Below are 16,122 nucleotides of genomic sequence, written 5' to 3'. Positions count from 1 at the left end.
CAGGCACACGAAAGGAACGCCATCATGGTGCCCGACTATCTCCCCGAACACGGCACGGCCCTCACCGGAAAGGTCGCGCTCATCACCGGTGCGGCATCGGGGATCGGCGAGGCCGTCGCTCGCATCTACGCCGCCAACGGCAGTCGTGTCGCCCTCATCGACATCGACGCCGCGCGGCTCGACCAGGTCGCCGCCGATATCACGGCGCGCGGAGGCGAGGTGCTGGCGATCGTCGCCGACGTCGCCTCCGAGGGCGCCGTGCAGGACTTCTTCGCCCGTACGGTCGCCGCGTGGGGCCGCATCGACCTGGTCATCAACAGCGCCGGCCGTGATTCTCTCGCGCCGCCGGTCACCGAGGTGACGCTCGAGGAGTGGAACAAGACGATCGGGCCGAACCTCACAGGCGTCTTCCTCTGCTGCCGCGAGGCGTTCCGCGTCATGGAGACGCAGGAAACCGGCGGCCGCATCATCAACATGGGTTCGTCGTCGACCAAGGTCGCCTCCGGACCTGGCCACAGCCCCTACCGCGCGTCGAAGCACGGGATGCTCGGCTTCTCGAAGAACATCCTCATCGAGGGGATGCACAAGAACATCGGCGTCACCGTGCTGAACCCCTCCCACGTGCGCACGCCGATGACCGAGATCATCGACAAGGGTCTCTACGACGGCGACCTGCCGGCCTACACCGACGGGTGGCTCGACGAGAAGGAGATCGCCGAAGGACTCTCCGCCACCTGCATCGACGTCTCCAACGTCGCCGACGCCGCCCTGTACATCGCGACGCGCACCCCCGACGTGACCATTCCGACCTTCTCGCTGTACCCGACGCACAAGGTGCTCCGGTACGGCATGGAGGTGTGACCGTGCGCGCGGCGGTGCTGCGCGGCGTCCGCGACATGGCGGTCGTCGACGTCCCCGACCCCGAGCCCGTCGGCACGGACGCGGTGCTCGTGCGCATCGGCGCGGTCGGCGTGTGCGGCTCCGACGTCCTCCGCTATGCGGTCGGAAAGGGATACGGGTTCCCGCTGGTGCTCGGGCACGAGATGTCGGGCACGGTCGTCGAGCCGTCGCCGAGCGGTCTGCTGTGCCCCGGGGATCGTGTCGCGATCTTCCCGTGCATCCCGGACGCCGACGACCCCATGACCGAGATCGGCGAGTTCACACTCGCCGAACGCTACGACTACTTCGGGTCCCGTCGGGACGGCGGGTTGGAGGAGTACCTGTACGTGCCCGAACGCAACCTCGTGCCGCTTCCGGCGGGAACCTCGCTGCTCGCGGGAGCAATGGTGGAGCCGGCCGGCGTCGCGCTGCACGCCGTGCGCAAGGCGCATGTGCCGCCCAATGCGTCGGCGCTCGTGATCGGCGCGGGTCCGATCGGGCTCCTCGCCGCCCAGTGGCTGCGGATCCTCGGCGTCGTACGGGTGCTGGTGTCGGATGTGGACCCGCGCAAGCGCGAGATCGCCGAGCACCTCGGCTTCGAGGTCCTCGACGCCACAGCCGGGTCCTCGGACGACCTCGCGGTCGCAGCGACGGACGGACGCGGCGTCGACATCGCCGTCGAGGCGAGCGGGTTGGCGGTGACGTTCCTCCAGGCGCTCCGCGCCGCCGCGCATCGCGGCCAGGTCATCCTCCTCGGCGATCTGCGCGACGACGTCGACCTCCCGAAGGAGCTCGTGTCCCGCATCCTGCGCCGTGAGCTCGTACTCCGCGGAACATGGAACGCGGTCATCACGCCGCGGACGACCAACGACTGGGAGATGGTGACGGCCTGTCTCGCGCAGGGCACCCTGCGGGTGGAAGACCTTGTCAGCCACGTCGAACGCCTGGACGATGCCCCGGCGGTTTTCGCACGGCTGGCCGACCGCGGCGAATGGTCGAACAAGACGCTCTTCGCGATCTCCGACGATGCTCGGGCCGAACGCGAGGCAGCGCTCGCCCGGTCGCTCTCCGCGCGCGCGGTGCACGCATGAGGGCCGCGGTCTTCGTCGAGCCGGGACGCATCGAGGTCGAGGACGTCGCGATTCCCGAGATCGGCGACGGCGACCTGCTCGTCGAGGTCGCAGCGGCCAGCATCTGCGGCACCGACCTGCGGATCCTCACGCACGGGCACTTCCGCATCCCCGACGGGACCCGTCGCGTGCTCGGCCACGAGCTCACCGGACGCGTCGTGGACGCCGGTCGCGACGTCTCGCGGTTCGCGGTGGGCGACAGGGTCAGCGTGGCGCCCAACGTCGGATGCGGGATCTGCGCGATGTGCACGCGCGGTCTCAACCAGCTGTGCCCGACGTACGACGCGTTCGGCATCACCTGGGACGGTGGCTTCCAGGAGTATCTGCGGATCCCGGCGTCGGCGATCGAGCGCGGCAACGTGTTCCGCGTGCCCGACACGGTCTCCGACGAGACCGCCGCACTCATGGAACCCCTGTCGTGCTGCCTGCACGGGCAGCGCGCGGTCTCGGTCTCACCGGAGGACTCCGTGCTCATCATCGGTGCCGGTCCGATCGGATGCTTCCACACGGTGCTCGCGAAGCGCGCCGGAGCCCGCCAGGTCGTCGTGGCCAACACGCGCCAGCCCCGGCTCGACATCGCGGCGCGCCTCGGCGCCGACCATGTCATCAACGTCGGGCAGAAGGATCTGCATGCCGAGGTCATGGCACTCACGGACGGAGCCGGGGTCGATGTGGTGATCACGTGCGTCTCGAAACCTGAGGTGATCGCCGCGTCCACGGAGCTCGCAGGTCGGCGGGGACGCATCAACGTGTTCTCGGGCCTCGGCGACCAGGCGCGCCCGGCGATCGACGTCAACGCTCTGCACTACCGGGAGCAGGTGCTCACCGGCACCACGGGGTCGAGCGTGGACGATTACGGCGACGTCATCGGCATCGTCGCCGACGGCGCCATCGACCTGACGCCGATCGTCTCCGCCCGGTTCGACCTCGCCGACATCGAGGCCGCGATGGATCACTCCCGCTCGGGAGCGGGCATGAAGTCGGTCCTGACCTTCCGATGACGTGCTCGGCCGATGTCATAGACTCCAGACGTGGCTGACCAGGACGAGGGCGGGAATCTGCTCCATCAGATCTCCCGCCGGGCGAGCTCGCTGAGCCCGGCTCTGCGCGGTGTCGCGGACGTCATCCTCGCGAACCCCGAAGACGCGCAGTCGCTCTCGATCACCGAGCTCGCGAGCCGCGCCGGCGTGGCCGACTCGACGGTCTCGCGATTCCTGCGCGAACTCGACCTCGACGGCTACAACCAGCTCCGTCTGGGCATCGCGCAGGCGATCTACTCGCGTCCGGCGGCCGCGGATCAGCGGGCGACGTGGGTGTACGAGGGGGTGCTGCGGGGCGACAGCCGCGAGCAGATCCTCGAGAAAGTGCTGCATGGAAGCGTCGAGGCGCTGCACCGCACCGCGGAGCGCCTCGACCCGGCGGTGCTCGACGACGCCGCCGAGCGGATCCATGCCGCGTCGTGCATCTACTTCGCGGCGATGGGGTCTTCCGCGACCTCGGCGGAGAACGCGATCATGCGCTTCGTGCGCGCAGGCAAGCGTTGCCTCTTCTTCCGCGACCAGAGCATCCAGTCGATGGGGAGCGCGACGGCCGGGGAGGGCGATGTGCTGATCGCGATCAGCGACTCGGGGGATTCCACCCCGATCGTCTCGTCCGCGCAGATCGCGAAGTTCCACGGTGCGTTCGTGCTCGGCGTCACGTCGAACATCGACTCGGCACTCGCCGCCGTCGTCGACAGTGTGGTGCTCACTGCGGGGACGGTCGCGAGCTCCGACGTCTACGGCGAGTCCGTGACGGGCAAGTGGGGTCAGCTCCTGGCGATCGACGCGCTCTACGCGACCTACGCGGCTCGCTACTACGAGGAGACCGCGGACTACCTGCAGGCGAGTTATCTCGCGGCGATCAAGCCGACGCGCGGGACCGGTAGTACCCACTGACCCGGTCGCGCGCGTCGGCGGCTCAATGGTCCACCCAGTCGCGGGCCCGCTCGACGGCCTTGCGCCACCCCGCGTACAGGCGGTCGCGTTCGGCGGGGTCGGCCGCCGGCGTGAACGAGGCCTCGATCGCGATCGAGTCGCGCAACTCGTCCTTCGAGTTCCAGAACCCGACGGCGAGTCCGGCGAGGAAGGCGGCCCCCCGCGCGGTCGACTCGGTCACACGCGCGCGATGCACGGGGACGCCGAGCTGGTCGGCCTGGAACTGCAGGTGGAAGTCGTTCGACACTGCGCCGCCGTCGACGCGGAGCTCGGGCAGCGGCGCTCCGGATTCGGCGACCATGACCTCGATCGCGTCACGGTAGGTGTAGCTCATCGACTCGAGCGCGGCCCGCACGAGGTGCGCGCGGCCCGTGCCGGGTGTGATCCCGAGAACGGCCGCCCGGGCGTACTGGTCCCAGTACGGAGAGCCCAGACCGTGGAACGCGGGCACGATGTAGACCCCTCCGGTGTCGGGGACGGATGCCGCCAGGGCGGCCGTATCGGAGGCGGAGTCGATGATCCGCAGCTCGTCGCGCAACCACATCACGGTGGCGCCGACGGCGAAGAACACCCCCTCGAGTGCGTACTCGACCTGGTCGCCGAGGCCCCAGGCCACCGTGGTCAGGAGTCCGGCATCCGACATCACCGGGGTCGTCCCGGTGTTCATCATGACCGAGCCGCCCGTACCGTAGGTGGCCTTGACCGCACCCGGGGTGAAGCAGGCCTGGCCGAAGAGCGCACTCTGCTGGTCACCGACCGCGGCAGCGACGGGGATCGCCGCCGCGAAGCCTGCGGCTGATCCGGTCGAGCCGTATACCGCGCTCGAGGGGCGCACCTCGGGAAGTATCGTTCGCGGGATGTCGAGGAGCTCGAGGATCTCGTCGTCCCAGTCAAGGGTGTGGATGTTGAAGCACAGGGTCCGCGAGGCGTTCGAGACGTCGGTGACGTGGGCTGCGCCGTCGGTGAGCTTCCAGATCAACCACGAGTCGATCGTGCCGCAGAGGAGGTCGCCCGCCTCCGCGCGCTCGCGCACCCCCGGCACGGTCTCGAGGATCCACCGGAGCTTCGTCGCGGAGAAGTAGGTGTCGATGGGGAGGCCCGTCGCCGAGCGGATCAGGTCGGCGTGACCGTCCTCGCGGAGGCGGTCGCAGAACTCCGCCGTGCGGCCGTCCTGCCAGACGAGGGCCCGATGCACGGGCGCACCGGTGTACCTGTCCCACACGACGCAGGTCTCGCGCTGGTTCGCGATGCCGATCGAGGCGATCTCATCCGCTCGTACGCCGGACTCGGACAGCACGCGATGCGCGACCCGCAGCTGTGCCTCCCAGATCACGTCGGCGTCGTGCTCGACCCACCCGGGCTGCGGGTAGTGCTGGGGGAACTCCTCCTGGGCGATGTGCGTGATCGACCCGTCATGGGCGAACAGGATCGCGCGCACACTGCCGGTGCCGGCATCCAGGGCCATCACATGCGTCTTCGTCATCGGAGTCGTTCCACTTCGTCGTGAGGGGGCGGGTGAGCCCGCGTCCATCATCGCCGAATTTTCTTCGCTTGACAACTGCAATCAAGAAAAAATTACGATCGAGTGCTCCTTCGAATCACGGACAGGTCTCGAACACGTGCCCCTCGACGCCCGCCGGGCGCAGGTCGCGGTCGCGCAGCACGACCGATCGAGGAGTCTCGGGATCGGCGCACATCTCGGCGAACGACCGCGGCAGTTCGTCGGTGTACTCGATGTCGATCACGTGGTCGCCGTACACCCGGGTGTACGCCTCGCATTCGCGGTAGGCCGCGCATTCCTCGACCACCGCGAAGTCGAACCCCGCGCTGCCGCGGAGGTCGGCGGCGTCCTCCGCGGCGTTCTTCTGCCCGGCGGCGAGGCCGCTGTCATGCGCGACGCCCACCAGCAGGGTCGCCATCGCGAGGTTGTCGTCGAGCGTCAGCGCGCCGTCGGAGCGCGAGTAGGTGTCGAGGTTGTCGAACTCCACCGCCTGGAAGCCGCTCGCCGCGCAGCCCTCGATCCACGGGCCGACGATCGCCGCGATGGCTTCGCGCTTCTCGGAGGTCGACGTGTCGAGCAGCGCCTCGTCGGGCCAGTCCGGGTCGAACACTGGTCCGTCGTCGCCCTGCAGCAGGAGATCCTCAGGCCAGGAGTCGAGCTCGCCGGGCTGCGTCTGGAACCCGTTGACGTAGCAGATCGAGTACAGCCCGTCGGCCGGATCGTCGGCACGGTCGCGGCCCACGATCCCGACCCCGTCGGCGGGGTCGTACGCGCCGCCGAGCTGGTAGTCGGGGGTCGCTGACGCGGGGAACGCCGGCGCGTCGGCCGCTGCGGACCCGGTGCTGTGCTCGTCGGGACCGCCGTCGGTCGAGCAGCCGGACAGCACGGACGTCGAGCAGATCAGCGCCGCGAGAGCGAGCGTGCCGAATCGTCGTCGGCGAGCACGGGAAGTCATGATGGAAACCTATCGCCGGCGACGAGGTTCCCGCTCCGCCCCGCTCAGTGCGCCGGGCCGTACAGTTCGGCGATCTCCTTCGACCCCATGCCCTGCGCATACGTCGGATGCTGCGGCCAGCCCTCCGGCGAGTCCTCCCACTCCTCCTGGCGGCCGTAGGGGAGCAGATCGACGAGCCCCTGCAGGTAGCTGAGGCGCTCGGTGCCTCGACCGTTCGTGTGCCAGGTGCGGTAGACCGTGTCGCCGTCGCGGAGGAAGACGTTCACCCCGAAGCCCTCGTCGGGGCCCGCGTCCATGTCGGCGCCGAAGGAGCTGTCGGCGCTCGAGTACCACGCCATGGTGTTGCCCACCTTGTCGCGGTAGGCGAGGGCCTCGTCGATCGGACCGTTCGTCACGATCACGAAGCGGGCGTCGTAGTACCGCTCGATCGTGTCGAGGCGGGTGAACTGCGAGGTGAAGCCCGTGCATCCGGGGCACTGCCATTCGTTGCCGTCCGACCACATGTGGTTGTAGACGATGAGCTGGGAGTGCCCGTCGAACACGTCGGCGAGACGCACCGGCCCCTCGGCTCCGACCAGCGTGTACTCCGGCAGCTCGACCATGGGCAGCCTCCGGCGCTGGGCCGCGATCGCATCCAGTTCGCGCGTGGCCGCCTTCTCGCGCACGCGGAGGGCGTCGAGCTCACGACGCCACGCGGCGGCGTCGACGACGGGCGGGCGGGCTGTCTCGGTCGTGCTCATGATGGCCTCCGGATGCGGTCGATGTGCGCGTCACCACGTGTGCGCGGCGACGTGCCCCTCAGTCTGCGCCCGGCCACCGACACCGTCAACGCCCTGTGCGGTCCGGCATCCCGTGCGGTCCGGCATCCCGTGCGGTCAGGCATCCCGTGCGTTCACGCCTCCGGTGCCGCCACCGCCTCGATCGGCTGCTCCTCGGCGGGATTGCGGCGGATGCCGATCCACGAGACGACGCCGCCGAGCACGAGCAGCGCCGCCGTCACCCACGCCGCGCTGTGGAAGCCGGCGAGGTTCAGGGTGCCGCCGATGATGGTCGACAGCATCGCGACCACGAGCAGTCCGGCGACGCGCGAGACCGCGTTGTTCACGGCCGAGGCGATGCCCGAGCGCGACTCGTCGATCGCGCCGAGGATGGCCGAGGTGAGCGGTGCGACCGTCAGCGACAGGCCGAGTCCCATCACGATCATGGCCGGGAGCACCTGCCACCAGTAGTCGAAATCCTCGGACACGAGCAGCAGCATGACAGCGCCTGCGGCCATCACGAGAGGGCCGACGGTCATGAAGATGCGCGGCCCGTATCGACCGGCCCACGACCCGGCTCGCGAGCTCACGAGGATCATCAGGATGGTCATCGGCAGGCTCGCGAGCCCCGCGGCGGTCGCGGTGAGCCCGGCGCCCTGCTGCAGGTACACCCCGACGACGAAGCCGTTGAGCGACAGCGCGGCGTAGACGAACAGGGTCGCGAGGTTGCCCCACGCGAAGTCGCGCACGCGGAACAGCGACATCGGCATGAGCGGCGACGCCGATCGTTGCTGCCGCACCAGGAACCATGCGAACAGCGCGGCGCCGACGATGCCGGGCAGCCAGATCGCGGGCGACGACCATCCGAGGTTGGGCTGCTCGATCAGCGCGAACACGACGGCGCCGAGTCCGACCGCGCACAGGATGCCGCTGGTCCAGTCGACGCGGACGCCGCTCGGCTTCTCGTTGAGCTTCAGACGCGCGAGCAGCAGCAGGGTCACGCCGATCGGGAGCACGTTGATGAGGAACACCAGGCGCCACGACAGGAAGTCGACGAATAGTCCGCCGAGCAGCGGTCCGACCAGCTGCGCCCCCGTCGTGAACGCCGTCCACACCCCGATCGCCCGGGACTGCACGTCGGAGCGCATCGTGGCCGTGATGAGGGCGAGCGAGCTGGGGACGAGGAGGGCGCCGGCCGCGCCCTGGGCGGCGCGGGCGATGATCAGCACGAGCGGGTCGGGGGCCGCGGCGACCGCGACGGAGGCCACGCCGAAGGCGATCAGACCGACGCGCATCACCAGCACGCGGCCGTAGGCGTCGGAGAGCGAGCCGGCGAGCAGGATCAGGGCGCTCAGGGTGATGAGGTACGCGTCGACGACCCACTGCTGGGTCGAGATCCCTCCGCCGAGCTCACGGCTGATCGCGGGCAGCGCGACCGTGACGACCGTCCCGTCGAGGAACGTCACGAACGAGGCGAGGACCGCGACCGAGATCACCAGTCGTTGGAGCGGAGCGAAGCGAGAGGTTGCCACAGGCCGACACTACTGCCGCGGAGAAGGCTCGGGGCCCGGGAGAGATCAGAAACGCATCGGAAGGATGCCGCGGGGAGGCGTTTCAGATCTTTCGACGCCCTCGGGCGCACCATCGACGCCGACCCGGCTCGTCGGCGCGGCTAGTGATTCCGCAGCGCCGAGATGAGGTCCGCCTTGCGCAGGCCGCTGTATCCGGTGAGACCGATCTCCCTCGCCCTCTTCCGCAGCTCCGGGACGGTCCAGTCCTCGTAGTCGCCGCTCTCGCCACCACGGCGTCCGACGGCGCTGCGACCGTCGCGGGCGGCCGCGTTCGAGATCCGCGCGGCCTTCTCCTTCGACGCCCCGTCGTCACGGAGCTTCTCGTACAGCTCCGGATCGTTCAACGGACTGTTCCTGCGTCCCGGCATGTCATCCCTTCCTCGCGAGCGGATGCTCCGCACTACTCACGTGCGGATGCCCCGCGTCAAGCCCCTCTGGCCGACTGTGTGCCCGGGACTAGGTTGAAACGCAGAGACGGGCGCCACCGCGCCCCGAGAGAAGGGAAAGACCGATGAACATCCTTCTGATCATCATCATCGTTATCGCCGTCATCCTGGCCATCACCGGTGGACTCGTCCAGTCGCTGCAGTTCCTGCTGTGGGTTGGACTCGTGCTGCTCGCGATCGCCGTGATCGCCTGGTTGATCCGATCGATCTCGGGGAACCGCACGCGCTGACCCGAACAGCTGAAAAGGGGGCCCGCCATGGCGGGCCCCCTTTTCTCGTCTACTCGCGGAAGCCGTCCTTCAGGCCGTCGCCCACGTTCTTGGCGGCATCCTTCACGTTCGAGCCGGCCTGCTTGGCCGAGGCCTTGACCTGATCGGCCTTGCCCTCCGCCTCGAGACGCTCGTTGTCGGTGACCTTGCCGATGCCCTCCTTGACCTTTCCGGTCAGCTTCTCGGCGGTGTTCTTGATGTCGTCGCCAGCACTCATGATGGGTGTCCTTTCGTCGTCCGATCAACGGGACTGCCACCCTCGCACCCGCGCGCGCAACCGGCCACGGGATTGACAACCGGCGGCTGTCGTGACAGCGGAATCCGCCGTCGACGCCCGCGGCATCCGGGGCTACCCTGGCCTCAGGCGGGTGGACCTGCCCGCTCTCACCTCCGGCCCAGGCCGACGACGGAAGCGGTGCGCGATGGACTCGATGATGATGGATGCCTGGCGGACGAACATGTCCTCGATGCCGGATGCCTCGATGATGGACATGGCCGCGATGGACATGTCGGTTCTGCAGGCTTGCATGGACGCGTGCTCGGCGTGCGAACAGGCGTGCACGGTGTGCTCGACGCAGATGATGGACTGCGCGCCCGCGTGCATGAACTGCGCGGACATGGCAGGCACCATGATGCGCGCGATGATGCGGATGCAGGGCATGACGCCCGCGTCGATGATGGCGATGCTCGACGCGTGCATCGCCATGTGCCAGACGTGCATGGACGAGTGCATGGAGCACGCCGCACACAGCGACGTCTGTCGGATGTGCGCGCAGGCGTGTCAGGCGTGCATGGACGCCTGCATGGCCGTGCGCGCGATGCTCATGCCGGCCTGATCCGGGGCGGGAGGTCCCTCAGACCCGGGCGACCTCGGTCGTTGAGCGAGCGGAGCGAGACGAAACGTGCTCAGACCCGGGCGACGTTGAACTTCGTGCGCCCGACGGCGAGCACGCCGTAGCGTCCGTGCAGCGCGACAGGCGTACCGACCGGCGCCTCGAGGGCTGCTCCCGCGGCGCTCCAGAGGTCGTGCGCTGCGCCGTCGAGCGTACGGACGACGAGGCGCCCGGCCGCGGCATCCGCGTGCTCGACGAGGGCGTCGTTCCAGTCGGACGGCGTCGCCGACGCCATCCGCGCCTGGATCAGGTGAAGCGCGTGCCCTGGTGCGTAGGAGGAGCAGACGTCGCCGTGGTCGCACATGCACGCCGAACGCTCACGCACCGTCGAGGGTGAGAGGTGGTTCTGCGGCGTGGACACGGGGTCTCCTTCGGTAGCGGGTGTTCGGAAAGAGTAGGTCGATCGTCGGTCGCTGCGGAATCCGTGCCGACACGCGACGACACAAACGGGCGTAGACTCGCCGGGTGCTGTCATCGATGAGCGCCCCGCAGCGGGTGCGGAACGGAGCCGCAGGCGCGATCAGCGCCGCGGACAGAGGCTGACGAACGGCCGGAGGCGGAACATCCCGCCCCCGGTGCCACGTCGTACCCGGCATCCTGTCGGGCCTCTTCTTCTGACACCCCGCCGCGTGACCGCGGCCCTTTCGAAAGCACACATCCATGCGTCCCCTCGACGAGCGCGTTCTCCGCGCCTCCTTCATCAACGCCTCCCGCAAGGAGGTCTCCGACCTGCACCTCCCGCCCGGCTTCGACGAGATCGACTTCGAGAAGCTCGACTATCTCGGCTGGACCGACCCGAAGATGCCCCGCCGCGCCTACGTCGTGGTGTGGATCGATGACGTCGCGACCGGCGTGGTCCTGCAGCGGGCAGAACAGCGCGTGATCGCCCGGGCCCAGTGCTCGTGGTGCGACGACGTGACGCTGCGCAACGACGTGCAGCTGTTCGTCGCGCGCAAGGCAGGTCCCGCCGGTCGCAAGGGCGACACGATCGGCACCCTGACCTGCGCGGAATTCGGATGCTCGAAGAACGTGCGCATCCTGCCTCCGCTCGCGTACCAGGGCTACGATCGCGAGCTCGCGCGCGACATGCGCATCCTGGCGCTGCAGGAGCACGTCGCCGGGTTCGTCTCGGCCGTCGCCGGCTAGGTCCGGCGCGCGGGCCGGGCCGTGTCATCTGCAGGAGCCGGGCGCGGATGCAGGGCCGTTTCGGCGGTTTCGTCCTGCATCCGTGCTTCGGTCCTGCGGATGGGTCGCGTGGGGCGCCGCCGCGGAGGGGGCGGTCAGGCGCGGGAGACGACCGCGCGCATACGGGCCGACGCCGCGTCGGCGAGGTCGGCGGAGAGCCGCGTGAACTCGTCGACGCTGCGACGGCCGGGCCAGTCGCGCGGGAGCATCGCCGGGGGGAGTCCGGGGTCGATGTACGGCAGCACGCGCCAGGCGTCGAGGAGCTGCACATACGCGGCGAAGGGCTCGGACGGCAGTGCGGCGAGCGAGCGCTGGAACGCGAGGTGCTCGTCGCGGAGCGCACCGAGATCCCACCACGACGCCGCGGCCTCGGCGAGCGACACGTCGACGACCGGCTGCGCGCCCCGGAACAGCGTCACCCACCCCTGAGCACCCAGGTCGTCGACGACCTCGCGCACCTCGTCCTGCAGATGACCGGGACAGATCCACAGCGCCGCCGACACCGCCCCCGCGCCGATCCAGTGCAGCCGGCGCCGGAGCTGGTGCCGCACGCTGCGTGCGCTCTCGGGTATCGAGAACGACACGAGGCACCAGTCGTCGGCATCCGTCATCTCCCGCATCGCGAAGATGCGCCGATCACCGCGTTCGAGCATCGGGACCGCGGCCGGGTTCAGTCGGTAGCCCGCGGCGTCGCGGCGCTCGGCGAGCAGCAGCCCCTTCTGCTTGAGGCGTGCGATGCCGGTGCGCGCGGGTGCCGACGGGATGCCGAGCTCCGCCGCCAGCGTGACGAGGTGCGCGGTCGAGATCCATCCGCCGAGCGGGCGCAGGTACAGTCCGATCACGGTGCGCAGCAGTGACGCGGTGCTGCCGGGACGGGCATCGATGTCGTCGAGCACCGCACCCCCTGCTGCCGCGCCCGCGACCCCGGCGTCAGCGTTCATGCGACTCCAGGGCGTCGCGCACCGCGATCACACCCGTCACGGTCTCGACGAACGAGGTGCTGAGCGGCGAGAGACCGAGGCGGATGCCGTCGGGGAAGCGGAAATCGGGGATGATGCCGTCGGCCCACAGGCGCTGCGTGACGGCGCGGAAGTCCGGGTGGCCGATCGTGACGTGACCGCCGCGCAGCGCGGCGTCTCGCGGGCTCAGCAGGCGTACACCGAGCGGCGCGAGCAACTCGTCGTGCGCGCGCACCGCGAGGTCGGTGAGCGACTCGGACTTGGCCCGCACGGCGTCGATCGAGGCCTGTTCGATGAGGTCGAGCATCCCCTGCATCGCGAGCATCGAGGTGACCGGCGGCGTGCCGCTGAGCAACTGCCGGATGTCGCCGGCCGGCACGTACTCCGGCCCCATGGCGAAGATGTCGGCGGCGCTCCACCAGCCCTGGATCGGCTGCCGCAGCACACCCTGCAGCGAGTGGCGCAGGTACGCGAAGGCGGGGGAGCCCGGCCCGCCGTTGAGGTACTTGTAGGTGCACCCGACCGCGAGGTCGACGCCCCACTCGTCGAGCTGCATCGGCACGACACCGGCGGAGTGGCAGAGGTCCCACATCATGAGGGCGCCGGCTCCGTGGGCCGCCGTCGTGATCGCCGGCATGTCGGCGAGCGCGCCGGAGCGATAGTCGACATGGCTCAGCGACACGAGCGCCGTGCGATCCGAGAGCACCGCCTCGACGTCGGAGACCTGCACACCGTGCACCGGGTCGGGTTCGATCCAGCGGATCGTCGCACCCGTCTCGGCGGCGACGCCTTCTGCGAGGAACCTGTCGGTGGGGAAGTTGCCGGTTTCGATCACGAGTTCCGTGCGCGAGGAGTCGTGGGCCAGAGCGGCGCGCATGAGCTTGTAGATGAGCACGCTCGTCGAGTCGGCCACGACGGTCTGCCCGGGCGCTGCGCCGAGGGTGAGCGCGCCGATGCGGTCGCCGAGCTCCATCGGCAGCGCCATCCACTGCTCGTCCCACGAGCGGATGAGCCGGGTCCCCCAATCGTCGCGGGCGAACGCGGCCAGCCGCTCGGGGATGTCGCGCAGCGGGCGCCCGAGCGAGTTGCCGTCGAGGTACGCCGTGACGCCCGGCGCCGGGGCGAAGGCGTCGAGATGCGCGCCGAGCGGGTCGGAGGCGTCGAGGGCGGCGGCGAGCTCGAGCAGGGTGTCGGCCGCGGGGCGGGAGCTGTGGGTCATGTCAGGCCTCCAGGTCGGCCGCGATGAGGCGGCGGGCGTGAGTGGGGTCGGCGTCGGGATGCGGCAGGAGCAGCAGGACGGATGCCGGGTCGCGAGGGTCGCAGGGCGCGAGGGCGCTCCGCAGGGCGTCGGTGTCGAGCCCCGCGTCGCCGAGGGCGGCGACCTCGAGCGGATTCAGGTCGACGGGCATCGGCCCGTTGCCCAGGTCGGTGCCGTACAGCATCCGCCCGCCCGCGGCGTGGAAGCGGCGGACGTTGTCGACGGCGACGTGCAGATCGGCGCCACCGTGGATCGCGAGCGTCGAGATCCACGACACGGATGCCGCCTGCTCGGCGATCTCCTCGTCGTCGAGGCGCTCGGTGAAGGGCGCGTGCGCGAGGGTCGCGGCTCCCAGCCGCGCGACGCGCTGCGCCTCGCCACGACCTTCGGCGTGCGCGACGACGGGCAGGCCGTGCGCGCGCGCCGCCTCGACGATCGCCCGGAACACGATGTCGTCGAACACCGGCCCCACGGCACGGTTGCTCGCGACCTTGATGCATGACGCCCCGGCATCCGCCATCTCGGCGACGGCTGCCGCGGCGAGTGCCGTGCTGGAGGCGTCGTTCGCGATCTCGCGGAACGAGCCGATCGGCGCCCAGTCGCGGTCGGACGGGTAGCCGCCGACCGGCGTGAGGAACGCCCCGGCGTACTCGATCCGGGTGGCGCGGAGCGGGCGCGGGGTCGAAAACGCATCCGATTCGCGGGTTTCCGATGTCTTTTCGACCCCGCGCCGGCCGGCGGATGCCTTTTCGACCCCGCGGGCCAGCGTCGCCACGACCGAGGGGTTCCCGCCGAGATCCACGACCCGTCCCAGCCGCGAGTCCGCGAGCAGCTCGTGCTCGACGAGCTGCAGGTGCACGTGGTGGTCGGTGTACCCGCCGACGATCACGCCGTCGAGGCGGGGGATGCCGGAGGATGCGGGCTCGTCGCGCACGAGCATCCGCCCGTCGTCGTCGAGCGAGACGACGCCCTCGCGCCATCCCTCCCCGTCGAAGAACGTCGCTGTGCGCATCAGCCGCCGATCTCGGTGCGCACCGTGTACAGCTCGGGGAAGAAGGTGAGGTCGAGGGCGCGCTGCAGGAAGCCGACGCCGCTCGATCCGCCCGTGCCGATCTTCATGCCGATCGTGCGGGCCACGGTCTTGAGGTGGCGGAACCGCCAGAACTGGAAGTTGTCCTCCAGGTCGACGAGGTCCTCGCAGGCCTCGTAGAGATCCCAGTACGTGCTCGGGTCCTGATAGATCTCGCGGATCGCGGGTACGAGCGCCGGCGTCTCGCGGTAGGGGAGCCGCACATCGCGATCGAGGATCTCGGCAGGCACGGGCAGCCCGCGTCGAGCCGCGAAACGCAGGAACTCGTCGTACAGCGTCGGCTTCTCCCACTCGGCTTCGAGCAGGGCCCGGTTGGCGGGGTGGTCGGCGAAGACGCCGAGCATCTTCTCGTTCTTGTTGCCGAGCGCGAACTCCACGGCGCGGTACTGCACCGACTGGAAACCGGAGGAATTGCCGAGCGCGCCACGGAACTGCGCGTACTCGGTGGGCGTCAGGGTCGCGAGGATCGCCCACTGCTGCGTGATGACGTCTTGGATGCGCTTGATGCGGGCGATGCGCTTGAGCGCCTCGCGCAGGTCGTCACGGGCGAGCAGTTCACGCGCCGACGACAGCTCGTGCAGCAGCTGCTTGAGCCACAGCTCGGTGGTCTGGTGCTGGATGATGAACAGCAGCTCGTCGTGGTGCTCGGGCACGCTCACCGGATGCTGTGCCGTGAGCAGCTGGTCGAGCGACAGGTACGACCCGTACGTCATCCTGCCGCTCAGGTCGGTGACGATGCCGGACTCCAGCGCGCGCTCGTTCTCGGGGCTCATATCCCGAATGTATCACTTTAGTGGCGAGCGTCACAGAGATGATATGCCTCGTTGTACTTGCGCACGAAGGCTCGTCCCCTCCTGCGCCGGTGTGCGGCGAGCAGGGCGGTGACGATCTGACGGATCGACAGGTGCAGGAGCACGAGCGTCAGCGTCCCGAAAAGAAGGAGGAGGGGGCCGTAGAGCACGAGGAAGACGAGGCTCTCCATCAGCTCACCCGACATGGTTTCTTGCGGGGCGATCATCTCGTCCCGGTTCCGGCACCGCGGAAGACGGCGAGCGCATCCTCCCCTGAGGGTGAGTTCGCGAGGGGCCGCTCGCGTGCCGCTCTCCGTGTCTCGAGAATCCCCAGGACCACGGCCACCGCGATCCAGACGATGGTGGATGTCGCCAGGAGCAGCAGGACGAGCACGATCAGCGCCCACGGAAGCCCGAAGATCGAGAAGAAGAACGCGCCGTTGTCCATGCGCTCACAGTAG

At 69.6% G+C, this 16,122-nt stretch carries 20 protein-coding genes; 7 read left to right on the top strand and 13 right to left on the bottom strand.

Annotation, left to right across the window (positions count from 1 at the left end; translation table 11 throughout):
* Positions 1 to 24: 24 nt before the first annotated feature.
* Genes ACIPYT_RS01780 through ACIPYT_RS01765 form a run of 4 tightly spaced genes read left to right on the top strand, consistent with a single transcriptional unit; the run spans position 25 to position 3,946 of the window.
* Positions 25 to 861 (top strand): SDR family oxidoreductase, encoded by an 837-nt coding sequence (locus ACIPYT_RS01780; RefSeq protein WP_401069964.1) that lies wholly within the window; start codon positions 25 to 27, stop codon positions 859 to 861.
* On the top strand, positions 858 to 1,970 hold the full coding sequence (locus tag ACIPYT_RS01775) for a galactitol-1-phosphate 5-dehydrogenase (RefSeq protein ID WP_401069962.1): 1,113 nt from the start codon (positions 858 to 860) through the stop codon (positions 1,968 to 1,970). The genes ACIPYT_RS01780 and ACIPYT_RS01775 overlap by 4 nt, the downstream gene beginning before the upstream one ends.
* On the top strand, positions 1,967 to 3,010 hold the full coding sequence (locus tag ACIPYT_RS01770; protein WP_401069960.1) for a zinc-dependent dehydrogenase: 1,044 nt from the start codon (positions 1,967 to 1,969) through the stop codon (positions 3,008 to 3,010). The genes ACIPYT_RS01775 and ACIPYT_RS01770 overlap by 4 nt, the downstream gene beginning before the upstream one ends.
* Positions 3,011 to 3,040: 30 nt before the next feature.
* On the top strand, positions 3,041 to 3,946 hold the full coding sequence (locus ACIPYT_RS01765) for a MurR/RpiR family transcriptional regulator (protein WP_401069958.1): 906 nt from the start codon (positions 3,041 to 3,043) through the stop codon (positions 3,944 to 3,946).
* Positions 3,947 to 3,968: 22 nt separating this feature from the next.
* On the opposite strand, the gene glpK is transcribed toward ACIPYT_RS01765, so the two are convergent.
* The 5 genes from glpK to ACIPYT_RS01740 all read right to left on the bottom strand — a co-directional run bounded on the left by glpK (position 3,969) and on the right by ACIPYT_RS01740 (position 9,138).
* Positions 3,969 to 5,468 carry a glycerol kinase GlpK gene (gene glpK, locus ACIPYT_RS01760; RefSeq protein WP_401069956.1) on the bottom strand — a complete coding sequence of 500 codons (1,500 nt, stop codon included), beginning with the start codon at positions 5,466 to 5,468 and terminating at the stop codon, positions 3,969 to 3,971.
* 115 nt (positions 5,469 to 5,583) lie between these two features.
* Positions 5,584 to 6,441, bottom strand: a complete 858-nt coding sequence (locus tag ACIPYT_RS01755; RefSeq protein WP_401069953.1) for an endo alpha-1,4 polygalactosaminidase — start codon at positions 6,439 to 6,441, stop codon at positions 5,584 to 5,586.
* A 44-nt stretch (positions 6,442 to 6,485) separates the two neighbouring features.
* Positions 6,486 to 7,181, bottom strand: a complete 696-nt coding sequence (locus ACIPYT_RS01750) for a DUF899 domain-containing protein (RefSeq protein ID WP_401069951.1) — start codon at positions 7,179 to 7,181, stop codon at positions 6,486 to 6,488.
* A 152-nt stretch (positions 7,182 to 7,333) separates the two neighbouring features.
* Positions 7,334 to 8,731, bottom strand: a complete 1,398-nt coding sequence (locus ACIPYT_RS01745; RefSeq protein ID WP_401069948.1) for an MFS transporter — start codon at positions 8,729 to 8,731, stop codon at positions 7,334 to 7,336.
* Positions 8,732 to 8,871: 140 nt separating this feature from the next.
* Entirely contained in the window at positions 8,872 to 9,138 is a 267-nt protein-coding gene (locus ACIPYT_RS01740) for a Rho termination factor N-terminal domain-containing protein (RefSeq protein WP_401069945.1), read from the bottom strand.
* Positions 9,139 to 9,281: 143 nt separating this feature from the next.
* On the opposite strand from ACIPYT_RS01740, the gene ACIPYT_RS01735 reads away from it, so the two are divergent.
* Positions 9,282 to 9,446: a hypothetical protein gene (locus tag ACIPYT_RS01735; protein ID WP_401069942.1), complete on the top strand. Its 165-nt coding sequence runs from the start codon at positions 9,282 to 9,284 to the stop codon at positions 9,444 to 9,446.
* Positions 9,447 to 9,495: 49 nt separating this feature from the next.
* Here ACIPYT_RS01735 and ACIPYT_RS01730 read toward each other — a convergent pair whose 3' ends face one another.
* Positions 9,496 to 9,702 carry a CsbD family protein gene (locus ACIPYT_RS01730; RefSeq protein WP_401069939.1) on the bottom strand — a complete coding sequence of 69 codons (207 nt, stop codon included), beginning with the start codon at positions 9,700 to 9,702 and terminating at the stop codon, positions 9,496 to 9,498.
* Positions 9,703 to 9,952: 250 nt separating this feature from the next.
* Between ACIPYT_RS01730 and ACIPYT_RS01725 the strand changes: the two genes are divergently transcribed.
* Complete coding sequence (locus ACIPYT_RS01725) at positions 9,953 to 10,321, top strand: hypothetical protein (protein WP_401069936.1); 369 nt, start codon at positions 9,953 to 9,955, stop codon at positions 10,319 to 10,321.
* A gap of 70 nt (positions 10,322 to 10,391) precedes the next feature.
* Here ACIPYT_RS01725 and ACIPYT_RS01720 read toward each other — a convergent pair whose 3' ends face one another.
* On the bottom strand, positions 10,392 to 10,739 hold the full coding sequence (locus tag ACIPYT_RS01720; RefSeq protein WP_401069934.1) for a hypothetical protein: 348 nt from the start codon (positions 10,737 to 10,739) through the stop codon (positions 10,392 to 10,394).
* Positions 10,740 to 11,038: 299 nt separating this feature from the next.
* On the opposite strand from ACIPYT_RS01720, the gene ACIPYT_RS01715 reads away from it, so the two are divergent.
* On the top strand, positions 11,039 to 11,524 hold the full coding sequence (locus ACIPYT_RS01715) for an FBP domain-containing protein (RefSeq protein ID WP_401069932.1): 486 nt from the start codon (positions 11,039 to 11,041) through the stop codon (positions 11,522 to 11,524).
* A 134-nt stretch (positions 11,525 to 11,658) separates the two neighbouring features.
* Here ACIPYT_RS01715 and ACIPYT_RS01710 read toward each other — a convergent pair whose 3' ends face one another.
* The 6 genes from ACIPYT_RS01710 to ACIPYT_RS01685 are packed head-to-tail and all read right to left on the bottom strand — an operon-like array spanning position 11,659 to position 16,109.
* Positions 11,659 to 12,504, bottom strand: coding sequence for a PaaX family transcriptional regulator C-terminal domain-containing protein (locus ACIPYT_RS01710; protein WP_401069929.1), 846 nt, complete (start codon positions 12,502 to 12,504; stop codon positions 11,659 to 11,661).
* Entirely contained in the window at positions 12,494 to 13,741 is a 1,248-nt protein-coding gene (locus ACIPYT_RS01705) for a kynureninase (protein ID WP_401069926.1), read from the bottom strand. The genes ACIPYT_RS01710 and ACIPYT_RS01705 overlap by 11 nt, the downstream gene beginning before the upstream one ends.
* Before the next feature lies 1 nt (position 13,742).
* Complete coding sequence (locus tag ACIPYT_RS01700; RefSeq protein WP_401069925.1) at positions 13,743 to 14,792, bottom strand: hydrolase; 1,050 nt, start codon at positions 14,790 to 14,792, stop codon at positions 13,743 to 13,745.
* Positions 14,792 to 15,643: a tryptophan 2,3-dioxygenase gene (locus ACIPYT_RS01695; protein WP_401069923.1), complete on the bottom strand. Its 852-nt coding sequence runs from the start codon at positions 15,641 to 15,643 to the stop codon at positions 14,792 to 14,794. Before ACIPYT_RS01695 ends, ACIPYT_RS01700 begins: the two co-directional genes overlap by 1 nt.
* 17 nt (positions 15,644 to 15,660) lie before the next feature.
* Entirely contained in the window at positions 15,661 to 15,867 is a 207-nt protein-coding gene (locus tag ACIPYT_RS01690; RefSeq protein ID WP_401069920.1) for a hypothetical protein, read from the bottom strand.
* Between the two features lie 17 nt (positions 15,868 to 15,884).
* Complete coding sequence (locus ACIPYT_RS01685) at positions 15,885 to 16,109, bottom strand: hypothetical protein (RefSeq protein WP_401069917.1); 225 nt, start codon at positions 16,107 to 16,109, stop codon at positions 15,885 to 15,887.
* Positions 16,110 to 16,122: the final 13 nt, after the last annotated feature.

The organism is Microbacterium sp. NPDC089695, assembly GCF_044749085.1.
Lineage (GTDB): Bacteria > Actinomycetota > Actinomycetes > Actinomycetales > Microbacteriaceae > Microbacterium.
Note: the sequence above shows the minus strand (reverse complement) of the source record. Positions and strands in the feature narration are given on the sequence as shown.